Here is a 10,531-nt window from a genome sequence, read left to right as displayed (position 1 = left end):
ACCTTTAAATGAACACTCCTCTTCAATCAACCTGAGGATGCGCTATCATTATGGTATTTTCAATCCCAAATCGCGCCTAATTCGGGATCATAGCGCAACCCCTCACAAATCCGCCCCTCCGGGCCCAAAGGCGCAATGATCGTACAGGCCGCGCGGGCCTCGGACCAGCCCTGCTTGATGCGCGTGATGGCCGGGTCGGTCTGGTCGGGTGGGGTCAGCTTGTCGAACCGCGGTTTCGAGACCTGCAGTTCCGACATGGCCCAGCCGTCCGGCCCGTCACCGGCATAGGGCACTACCCCCCCTGCCCCACACCGCGCCAGCGCCAGCGTCACCTGCGGCACGCCCAGCCGGGTCGGGAACTGTTCGTCGTCCCAGATCTTGCGCATGGCGTCTTGGGCAAAATCCTCGGCAGCCGAGATCAGGCAGTTCTCGGCCAATTGCCGCTCGACCATCTGCTGCCCGATATGTTGAAAGTTCTCGCCCTCCAGCGCCTCGGGCAGCGGCAGCGGGTCGGCGCCCTCGACCGCCTCGATCAGGGCGCGCAGCCCGTCGGGGGCGCGCAGTTCGCCGGCGTCGAACAGGGCCCGCGCGCTGCGCCACGTCACCGTGGGCGGATAGACATAGGCCCCCGCCCCCAGCACCTGATGCAGCCAGCGGTCGTTTTCCACTCGGTCGGGATCGGGCGACAGCACATGCAAGACCGGTTCGGGCACCGGTCGGGTCGGGGCGGGCCGCGCATCCATGTGCCGCCACAGCCGCCCTGCCCTCTGGATCAGCGCGCCGATCGGCGCCAGGTCGCTGACCATCACGTCGAAGTCCAGATCGAGGCTCTGTTCCGCCACCTGTGTCGCCACCAGAACCCGCCCTACCCGGCCCTGGCCCGATTTGCCGAACACCGCCTGCAAGGCGCGTTCTTTTTCCAGCCGGTCGCAGATGGCAAAACGGGCGTGCAGCAGGTCGGCCTCGACCCCTGCGGCGCGCAGGGCCTCGACCGCCTCGATCGCGTCATCCACCGCATTGCGGACCCAGATGCAGGCGGCCCCCTGCGCGCTGGTTTCGGCGATCAACTGCACCGCCTGCGCGTGATCCGGCAGGCGGTTCACACCAACCCGGCGCACGGTGGGTTCGGCCGGGTTGACAGCTGTCAACTCGGCGGTGGTGGTGGCGATGGTCAGGGCCGGATAGGGCGCGGTGGGCGGGTCGGCTGCCGGAACGGCCGGACGGCGGCGGCCCCGGCTGGGGCGCGGCGGGGTCAGACCGGCCTGGAATGCGGTGACGAAACCCTGTTTCATCCGTCCCGGCAGGGTGGCCGTCATCACCACCGCAGATCCGCCCAAGCGGGCCTGAAAGGTCAGCAGGCGCTTCAACTGGGCCTCCATATAGGGGTCATAGCTGTGCGCTTCGTCCACGATCAGCACCTTGCGCGCCAGGGCCCGCAGCCGCAGCGCGTTGAACCGCGTGGGCAGCACGGCAAACAGCGCCTGGTCGATGGTGCCGATGCCGATATCACTCAGCAGGATGCGGCGGCGGTCATCGGCCAGCCAGCGGGTGCAATGCGGGCCGGTTTCCGGGTTGGCGCCTTCGCCGCCGATCAGACTTCGGAACCCTTCGGACAGCGCGGCGCGGCCATGGGCCAGACCCAGCGTCGGCGCGCCGTCGAACAGGGCGGGCGCGGCGGCCTGAACCCGCGACAGCATCGCGTTGGCGGTGGCCATGGTGGGCAGGGCAAAAAACAGGCCATCCGCCTTGCCGGCCTGCATCATCCGCGCGGCCAGGATCAGCGCGGCCTCGGTCTTGCCGGCGCCGGTGGCATCCTCGATCACCGCCAGAACCGGGCCGTCAGGCAGGGCGCAGTCGCGGGCGGCCTGCTGCATCGGGCGCGGGGCAACGTCGGGCGGTAGGATGCGTTCGTCTCCCACATCGGTCACCGAGGCCGCGTATAACCCGGTTGCCGCCACTGCATGCTCGGCCTGCGCGCAGGCCCGCGCCCAATATGCGGGCAAGGGCATGTCGGGCGCGGCGGGCGGGAACCAATCGGGGTTCGAGCCGATCCAGTCGCTTTGCACCACCAGCCCATTCAGCAGCCAGGACAGGGGTTTGGCGCCGGTCGCGTCGATGCCATCCAGCGACGCGCCGGGAAACAGCGCGGCAACGGCCCGGATCGCCTGTTCGGCATCCGCTAGGGCCTCGGGGCCGATCTGGTCCAGTTGCTGCTGACGTTCGCTGGCCGTGGGTGTCTGGCGCGGGCCGCCGTGATGGCCTGCGATCGCCTCATAGAGGATCCGGCGCACGCTGTCCGAACCGCCGAACAGATCCGCCAGCACCGCATCGTGGTGCCGCAGCAGCAGGGCGCTGTGTTCCCAATGGCGCCAGATCTGGCCACGGCCCTCGCGCAGCATCGCCCGGAAGGAATTGCTGATCTTGCCCAGATCATGCAGCGCCACCAGCAGCGCCAGCGCGGCATCGGTGGCGCCGCCGCGGATCGGGCGGGCGGTCAGCAGGTGCTGCGCCACAGCGCCGACATCCAGCATGTGCCACAGGGCAGGGTGCTCGGACGGGTGCGATTTTCCGGGCCAGTCACGGGCCAGGCGGGAAAGGGTCAGGTCAGTCAATGCGGGCCTCGAAAATTCTGCGCCCAGATTGGCCAATTCCCGCGCCGCGGGCAACCCGGTTGACAGCTGTCAACTCAGGCCGCCGCGCGGGTCGTGCCGTTCAGCAAGGCCATCACCATCGGGCCGGGCGAAAACGCCCCAACCGCCGATTTCGCCGCCAGCGCCCGCAGATATCCGCCGGGGCTGTTGATCTCGGTGAAGCGTTGCAGGATGCAAACCACGGTGACCGCCGCCGTTTCGGGGCCCATCAACTCCTTGGCCTCTTCCCAAGCCGAGGGGCTGATCCCCATCATGCCGCGCACGAAGGCGGCGGCCGTGATCAGATCCCGCCAGTCCCGCAGTTCGCCCTCGCAATAGGGCAGGATGTCGGGGCAGGCTTTGACCACCAGCGCCAGAGGAATACGGGGCAACTCGCGATCCTGTTCAGGGGGGGCGCTGACCCCGCCGCCCTCGCCATTTTCATGGCAGAGTTCAGATTCAAGGTTATCTGGATTTGAATTCTGATACTGCCGCCCGGAATCGGCGTCAGTGCCGCTCATTTCTTCTGACTCAAACGCCAATGCACGGTTAATCTCCCGCAGGATATCCTCAAGCTGCGGCTCCAGCGCCTCGACCTCGTCCAGGCTAAGCTTGCGGCGCATTTGCTTGTGAACCGCCATCAGATCGGCCAGCAGCGCCTCCCAGTCGCCGGGCAGGGCGTTTTCCTGCCCGTACAGAGCCAGTTTCAGCGCGTCGCGCTTCATCAGCGAGATCTTCTCGCGCGCCATGGCCAGACGGGCCTGGTCGGCGCGGGCCTGCTGCGCGGCCTGCCGGATGTCGGCCGCCCGCAGCAGCAGCGGGCGCAGGTCAAAGCCGAAGGCGCGGGCGATCTCGCCATCCACGCCCCGGCGCGCATAGCGTTTGCCGTTGGGGCTGTCGTGGCGCAGGATCAGCCCGGCCCGTACCAGCACGGCCAGATGCCGGCGCAGGGTGCTTTCGGCCATGCCATGCGCCCGTTCAGAAAGCGCCGCGTTCGACGGAAAGACGATCAGATTGTCATTGTCCGACAGCGCCGCGTTCGGGTGGAACGAGACCAGCGCGTTCAGCACCGCCAGATCCCGGTCCGTCACCCCAAAGGCCTGCCGCGCCGTGCACAAATCACGCAGCAGCTCCCACTTGTCGATATGTGCGATTTCGGGGGCCGCGTTCATGGCCGTCACCTGTTCGATCAGGCCAGCCGTTACCGGCCGCTGCCCGAAGGGCGTCGTTGCAATGTGTTCCATATCCTGTCACGAGACAAAACTTTTTACCCCGCCGCACGCGACGCCGGTTGACAGCCGTCAACCCCGGACCTTAGATTGGAGGTGCTAAATCACCAATTGAGGCCTCTCGGAACTTCGGTTTTGGGGGGTCTTTTTCTTCCGTCCTGTCTGTTCGTGCCTCCTTGTTGCTGCTCCACGATTTTTCCGCCGGGGCGGATCACTCATCCCGTTCGTTCGTCCAACGGTGATGAAGCTCTGAAATATTCTCGATCAGCCACTGGTCGAAGCCTTGGGCCTTTTTGGCATCGAGCGTCAGCACCGCCTTGCTGCCGCTGCGCCGGACCTGCCCCAGCGCCCTGCCGTCGGACCCCAGCAGCGGCTGGTCCTGACGCGGGGCAGGGGGCTTGCGCGGGGTCAGCGCCACCAGAACCGCTTCGAACCGGTCATCCGAGGTGTCACCCTGCGCGGCGGCGATGGCGGCCTGCTCCTGCCCGGAAGTCAACAGATCGGCCAGCTTCAGCCACCGGTCCCGCCCCACCGAGGGCGCGGCCCCGATCGCCTGGATCAGCGCGGCCGGAATTCGGTCGGCCACCGAAAGCATGCGTGAAATCAATGTCTTGTCCACATGCAGCGCGTCGCAGATCACCTTGCGGTCATAGCCCATCTCCTGCATCTGGCGGGCGAAATTGACCTTTTCGATAAAGCTCAGATCGCGGCGGGCGGTGTTTTCCTGCCCCTGCGCCAGAACCACCGCGCGGTCGTCCAGCACCCGGATCAACGCCTTGACCGGCTGGCCCAGCTGGCGCAGCGCGGCCACCCGGCGGCGGCCATAGACCACCTGATAGCGTTCCGCGTCATTTGGGTTGGGCCGCAGCAGCACCGGCACCTGCTGGCCGTATTCGCGAATCGACTCGATCAGCTCGTCCAGCCCGGCGTTTTCTTCCAGCCGGTCGCGCAGCCCGCCGGCGTCGATCATGCGCGGATCGATTTCCTGCACCGCGCGCGATTTCAGATCGGAAATCGACTGGCTGACCGCCCCGATCGCGCCCGAGCCATAGCGCGGCTTGGCCACGTCGACACGCGCCGGATCGGATTGCGGGGCAGGGGGGCTGTCCATCAGCCCCTGCAACAGGTTCTTACGTGCCATGGCTTCGTCCCCATGCGGCCTGGACCAGCGCCTCGATTTCGCCGTTCACGGCGTTCAGGCTTTCGATCGCGCGCTCATAGGTGGCGCGGGTGAACTGGCCCTTTTCCACTTCGTAGAGTGTCTGCTTGGTGATCCCGGCATCGGAAATCGCGGTGGATTTCAGCACCGGGTGGTTCAGCACATGCTCGCCGAACATCGAGCGCATGAAGCTGACCATCTGGTTCTGCGGCCCGTCACCGGGTTCATAGCGGGTGACCAGATAGCGCATCCAGTCGTAGGACATGTTGCCGCCCGCCTCGCCGACCACGCCCAGCAGGTTCGAGGTCATCAGCAGGAACTGGCACATGGACATCACGTCCAGCATCTGCGGATGCACGGTGACCAGCACCGCGGTGGCCGCCGACAGGGCGGACATGGTCAGAAATCCCAGCTGCGGCGGGCAATCGACGACAACCACGTCATACTCCTGTTCGACCGAGGACAGCGCATCGCCGATCCTTGTGAAAAACAGGTTGCCATCCCGTTGCGCCAGCGCGCGGGGCGTTTCATGTTCGAACTCCATCAGGTCGAGGTTGCCCGGGATGATGTCGAGATTGGTGAAATAGGTCTGCTGGATCACCTCGCGCAGCGGCACCGGATCGTCATAGCGGATCGCGTCATAGAGCGTACCGCCATCCAGCAGGTCGAACTCGGGTTGGAACCCGTGCAGGGCCGACAGGCTGGCCTGCGGGTCCAGGTCGATGGCCAGCACCTTGTAGCCGTCCAGCGCCATCTTCTGCGCCAGATGCGCGGCGGTGGTGGTCTTGCCCGAGCCGCCCTTGAAATTGATCACCGTGATCACCTGCAGATGGTCGCCGTCGCGGCGGCCGGGCAGATAGGTGCCGGGGGTTTTCGCCCCGGCCTCAAGCAGTTCGCGCAGGGCCTGGATATCCTCGGGCGAGTAGTAGCGGCGCCCGCCGGCGCGGATCTCGGGCGAGGGGCCGCGGCCATCCAGATGCAGCTTGCGCAGATAGGCGTCCTTGACGCCCAGCAGATCGGCGGCCTCGCCGGAGGTGAACTTGCGCAGCGACCGCTTGGCGTCAGGCGGAAACAGCTGCGCGCGATGCGCCTGCAACCGTTCCGACAGCCGCCGGGCATGGTCGCCCACCAGCAGGTCGATCCGTTCCTGGGTGTGGCCAGTCTGCGGCGCATCCGTTACGGTTGCGTCTGTGGTCGCTTGCTCCATTCTGCCCTCATCCGGCGCCGTTGTTACGGTTGGCGCCGTTTTATTCACTTGTTTCCGTAAGTAATGGGGCACAAGCGCCGATTCTTGCAAGTGTTTTCTTCAACATCCTGTGGGGCAGGGGGGCGGGGCACAAGGCGGCGGGCCCAGCGGGCTTGACTCGGGGGTGCGGTATGACCAAGTATTCCCTGCAAGGAGACACCTCATGACCGTCAAAACCACGCTCAGTTTCACCGACCGCCACCACGAATTTCTGAAATCGAAAGTGGGCGAGGGGGTCTATGCCTCGACCTCGGCCGCGGTGGCCGCCGCGATCGAGCGGATGATCGAGGATGAGCAGGCCCGCGAAACCGCGCTGAACGCCATGGCCGAGGAAATCCGACGCCGCGCCGCCACGCCGCGCGACTCCTTCGTCGATCACGACACCACCTTCGGCGCGGCCCTGCAGGCGCTGGAGCGCCCCGAGTGAGCTATCGCCTGCGGTACCACCCCGCCGTGGCCCAGGATCTGATCACCATCGCCGAGCTGATCGCCGACTATGCCGGGCCCAGCGTGGCGCGCGACAAGCTGGCCCGGATCGCCGATGCCGCCCAAAGCCTGACCGAGCAGCCGCATCGCGGATCGCTGCGCGACCACATCCTGCCGGGCCTGCGCGCCATCCCGGCCGCGCGTCGGGCGGTGATCGCCTTCACCATCGACGAGGACCGGCGCGAGGTGCTTGTGCTGTCGATCACCTATGGCGGCGCCGACTGGATGGGGCGCATCGGCCGACGCGGGTGAGCGGGGCAGGGGGACCTTGTATCAAAGTCGACGCGTGGAGTGTTCCAAGAGGCTGGCTGGCAAAGGCGTGCCGAGCGTTACAGATAGTATATTGTTTTTACTTGATATTTTAAGAAACCGCTTAAGCCGATTTTTCGCCGTTACAAAATTATTGTTTGTTTTCAAAGGTGTTACAGATGTAACGCGTAACGCAAAAATGTATGTCTTCATGGGTGCGCGTGCGTGCGCGCGCGTAGGCGCGTGTGCGTTTATATATTCTATTCTATTTCTTGTTACGTGTTACATATATACTTAAGTCATTGAAACTATTTTATTATTCGTGTAACGGAATATGTAAGGGGCTGTTACAAAACGGACAATCCGTTACAAAATCCTGAGAACTCCATCGAAAAGGCGCCCGAATCTCAAATGTCTTGATGTCCGCGGCGCCTTCGGCTTCGACCGTTGGACTTTCTGGGGAAATCCGAACTTGCCCAAGCACATCGGGACCGAAGTCTGTTTTTGCAGATCCCGTCGAAATGCAGCCGTCACTCCTGCACCACCGGATAGAAGGGCGCGCCCCAGTCCTGGTCGGGGGCGTCCATCATCAGGTCGATGAACACCGGCACCAGGAACGCCAGGATGGCGGTGCCGTCGCGCATCTGGTCGCGGTTCACGCCGCTGTTCCAGGTGGCACCTCCGTGGATCAGCTGGTTGCGCAGCACATACAGCCGGTCGAACAGCATCGACAGGATGGTCAGCGTGTCCCTGGCCTTGAGCGCCTCGGCAAAGCGGCGTTTCGAGGTGGCGAAACGGTCCTGCCAGTCGTCAAAGCCCTCGACCCCGTTGAAATGGTGCCAGAAGGGGCCAAAGACGAACCGGTTTTGCAGGAACATGCGGATCGGACCGGGAAAGCCGGTCCAGACGGCATCATAGATGCGGTGGCTGTGGTCCAGCGCCACGACCTTCTGCAGGTAGCTGCGGAAAAGATCCTTTTCGCCTGCCAGATCCTGTTCGGCCGCATAGGCGGCGTTGAAGGAAATCCAGTAGAACAGGAAGGCCGCATCCTTGTCCTCGGTTTCACGCTCGGCCCGGCCAAGCCAGCTGATGGCGCGGTGAATGCGCAGGCCGAAGTCAGACGGGAAGCCGTCGCGGATCGCGCGTTGACGGGTTTTCAATCGGTCGAAATCAGACATGCGGGAATATCCTCGATGCGTTTCAACTCAGACTGGCAATTCCCGAGGCCGGGTGCAATATTCGCCATACACCGGACAGGCAGAAACCGGGGCGGGGCATGTCGTTCGAAAAGGCAAAGGATCTGTTGCGGTTGGCGGACATGGCCGCCGCACGTCATCGCGGGGTCAGCCTGCGCGAGATCGAAGAGGCGTTCGGCGTCACCCGGCGCACCGCGCAGCGCATGACCCAGGCCCTGCACGAGGCGTTTCCCCATTCGGTCCGCGTGATCGAAGACCCCGACCGCACCCGCCGCTGGGCGCTCAAGCCCAACCGCCTGTCGGCGCTGGCGCTGAACGGCGCGGATGAGCTCGAGGCGCTGGAGGTGGCGCTGGCGCGGCTGGATGATCCGGCAGACCTGCGGCAGCGGCAGGCGCTGGCCGGGCTGCGCGAACGGCTGCTGGCGGCGATCCCTTCGGCCAGCGCGCGCCGCGCCGAAGCCGATGCCGAGGCGCTGCTGGAAGCCTATGGCATGGCGGCCCGCCCCGGCCCCGTGGCCCGGATCGAAGCCGGGATCGTGGATGCGATTTCAAAAGCGCTGCGAGGGCCGTACCGCCTGCGGGTCCGATACACCGGCACGCAGCGCCTGCTGGAACCCTATGGCATCCTGCTGGGCGCGCGGCGGTACCTGGTGGCACGCCAGCCCGACAAGGACGACCGGCTGCGGCATTTCCGGCTGGACCGGATCGAGGAGGCCACCGCGACGGATAACTGGTTCGCCCGCGACGAAGGGTTCAGCCTGGCCGATCACGCCGCCCGCGCCTTCGGCTCGTACCATGACGACAGCCAGTATGGCGAGGTGATCTGGCGCTTTGCCCCCGACGCGGCCGAGCGTGCGTCCTCGTGGCAGTTCCACCCCGGCCAGACCACGCGGATGCTTGAGGACGGGCGGCTCGAGGTGCGCTTTCACGCGGGCGGCTGGCTCGAGATGGCCTGGCACCTGTATCAATGGGGCGATTCGGTCGAGGTGGTGGCCCCCGAGACGCTGGCACGGCTGGTCCACCCGGCCCGGCGCGGCGATTTCGACGCACTTCCCTGATTATGTTTCATCTTTGTTCCGGATTTCCAGCATTTTTTCGGGGCAGGGGCCGCCCCCTGCGACAGGTTTTGACACCCCCGGATGTCACATCGGTATGCGGCGGCGATGCATTTTGTCGCTGCGACGTGTTTTGACGAGGAAGACTTGATGGCCGATTTTCGTTTCATCCACAGCTCGGACCTGCATCTTGGCAAAGGGTTCGGCTCCATGCCCGAGGATTTGCGCGGCCGCCTGATCGAGGCGCGGTTCGAGGTGATCGGCCGCTTGGCCCAAGCTGCGCGGGATCACGGCGCCAACCATGTGCTGATCGCCGGCGACCTGTTCGACACCACCGGCCCGTCGGCGCAGGTCCGCCGCCAGGCCGCCACCGCGATGAGCGCCGCCGAGGACATCATCTGGTGGATCATCCCGGGCAACCATGACTCGTTGCAGGGCGAGGAACTGTGGACCGCCTTCGAGGAGGAATGCGGCCCCAACGTGCGCCTGCTGCGCCATCACGAGCCCGTCGAGATGTCCCAAGGCGTGGTCCTGCTGCCCGCGCCGCTGCCGCGTCAATTTCCGGGCACGGACCTGACCGCGTGGATGGCCGGGGCCGAAACGCCCGAGGGGGCGCTGCGGATCGGGCTGGCGCATGGCGGCGTGGTGTCCTTCGGCGAGGATTTCGATGGCTCGGCCCTGATCCCGCCGGACCGCGCCCGCACCGCGCGGCTGGACTATCTGGCCTTGGGCGACTGGCACGGACAACTGACCATCGGTGAACGCACCTGCTACAGCGGCACGCCTGAACGGGACCGGTTCAAACATGGCGGACGAGGACTGTGCTTGGCGGTGACAATCGAAGGTCCGGGCGCGATGCCCGAGATCACGCCGGTCGAGATCGGCCGCTTTGACTGGCGCGCACCCGAGCTGATGCTGAGCCCGGGCATGGATCTGGGCGCCGAGCTGGATCGGCTGTTGCCGACAGACCGGGCGGCGCGGCGCGACGTGCTGGTGCAGCTGCGCGCCGAAGGTTACCTGCGCATGACCGAACGCGCCGCGCTCCAGGACGCCGTGCGCCGCGCCGCGCCGGATTTCGCCCTGTTCGACCTGCGCGATGACGAACTGGCCACCGAATACGAGGCCGACGATCTGGACCTGATCGCCGCGGGCGGCGCCTTGCGGACGGCCGCCGAGGAGTTGCGGGCCGAGGCGCAAGGGTCCGAGGTTTCGGCCGAAGACCGGCGCGTGGCGCAGGCGGCGCTGAACCGCCTGTGGTCGCTGGTGCGGGAGGGCTGAGCG

General features: G+C 65.7%; 9 protein-coding genes. 4 read left to right on the top strand and 5 right to left on the bottom strand.

Annotated elements, in window-relative coordinates:
- Positions 1-59 precede the first annotated feature (59 nt).
- The 4 genes from cas3 to repA all read right to left on the bottom strand — a co-directional run bounded on the left by cas3 (position 60) and on the right by repA (position 6,225).
- Positions 60-2,612, bottom strand: coding sequence for a CRISPR-associated helicase Cas3' (gene cas3 / locus AC2FME_RS15040; protein ID WP_496800863.1), 2,553 nt, complete (start codon positions 2,610-2,612; stop codon positions 60-62).
- 74 nt (positions 2,613-2,686) lie between these two features.
- A complete protein-coding gene (gene repC / locus AC2FME_RS15035; protein ID WP_496800862.1) occupies positions 2,687-3,874 on the bottom strand; it encodes a plasmid replication protein RepC in 1,188 nt (395 codons plus the stop codon).
- Positions 3,875-4,070: 196 nt separating this feature from the next.
- On the bottom strand, positions 4,071-5,000 hold the full coding sequence (gene repB, locus AC2FME_RS15030) for a plasmid partitioning protein RepB (protein ID WP_496800861.1): 930 nt from the start codon (positions 4,998-5,000) through the stop codon (positions 4,071-4,073).
- Positions 4,990-6,225 (bottom strand): plasmid partitioning protein RepA, encoded by a 1,236-nt coding sequence (gene repA, locus AC2FME_RS15025; protein WP_496800860.1) that lies wholly within the window; start codon positions 6,223-6,225, stop codon positions 4,990-4,992. Before repA ends, repB begins: the two co-directional genes overlap by 11 nt.
- Positions 6,226-6,427: 202 nt before the next feature.
- Between repA and AC2FME_RS15020 the strand changes: the two genes are divergently transcribed.
- Both AC2FME_RS15020 and AC2FME_RS15015 read left to right on the top strand, forming a co-directional pair.
- On the top strand, positions 6,428-6,691 hold the full coding sequence (locus AC2FME_RS15020) for a type II toxin-antitoxin system ParD family antitoxin (protein ID WP_496800859.1): 264 nt from the start codon (positions 6,428-6,430) through the stop codon (positions 6,689-6,691).
- Positions 6,688-7,002: a type II toxin-antitoxin system RelE/ParE family toxin gene (locus tag AC2FME_RS15015; RefSeq protein ID WP_496800858.1), complete on the top strand. Its 315-nt coding sequence runs from the start codon at positions 6,688-6,690 to the stop codon at positions 7,000-7,002. Before AC2FME_RS15020 ends, AC2FME_RS15015 begins: the two co-directional genes overlap by 4 nt.
- Before the next feature lie 527 nt (positions 7,003-7,529).
- Here the strand turns inward: AC2FME_RS15015 and AC2FME_RS15010 are convergent.
- Complete coding sequence (locus AC2FME_RS15010) at positions 7,530-8,177, bottom strand: hypothetical protein (protein WP_496800857.1); 648 nt, start codon at positions 8,175-8,177, stop codon at positions 7,530-7,532.
- Positions 8,178-8,275: 98 nt separating this feature from the next.
- Here AC2FME_RS15010 and AC2FME_RS15005 point away from each other — a divergent pair, with 98 nt between their 5' ends.
- Both AC2FME_RS15005 and AC2FME_RS15000 read left to right on the top strand, forming a co-directional pair.
- Positions 8,276-9,253, top strand: a complete 978-nt coding sequence (locus AC2FME_RS15005) for a helix-turn-helix transcriptional regulator (protein ID WP_496800856.1) — start codon at positions 8,276-8,278, stop codon at positions 9,251-9,253.
- Positions 9,254-9,400: 147 nt separating this feature from the next.
- Positions 9,401-10,528, top strand: coding sequence for a metallophosphoesterase family protein (locus tag AC2FME_RS15000; protein WP_496800855.1), 1,128 nt, complete (start codon positions 9,401-9,403; stop codon positions 10,526-10,528).
- Positions 10,529-10,531 lie beyond the last annotated feature (3 nt).

This window comes from Ruegeria sp. BHSC026, from assembly GCF_059613065.1.
Note: the sequence above shows the minus strand (reverse complement) of the source record. Positions and strands in the feature narration are given on the sequence as shown.